Below are 209 nucleotides of genomic sequence, written 5' to 3' on the forward strand. Positions count from 1 at the left end.
CTTTTTGAAGCTGCTGTCTGTATTTTGCAGGCGGCAGCTTTTTTAAATTCCATTGCCCCCGATAATGATTGTAATAAATCATATAACTCTTAATTTCTTTTTTTACTTCTTCTAACGATTCACATGCTCTAATAGTTGTTTCATCTTTAAAATGCCCAAAGAATGATTCTTGTGGCGCATTATCCCAACAGTTTCCTCGGCGTGACATG

At 36.4% G+C, this 209-nt stretch carries 1 protein-coding gene; it reads right to left on the reverse strand.

Features of this window, described 5'->3' with window-relative positions:
• Positions 1-209, reverse strand: a 209-nt coding sequence (locus tag PVA17_RS25660) for an IS3 family transposase (RefSeq protein ID WP_274069391.1), incomplete at both ends; no start/stop codon positions are given.

It is taken from the genome of Lysinibacillus sp. CNPSo 3705, assembly GCF_028674935.1.
GTDB lineage: Bacteria > Bacillota > Bacilli > Bacillales_A > Planococcaceae > Lysinibacillus.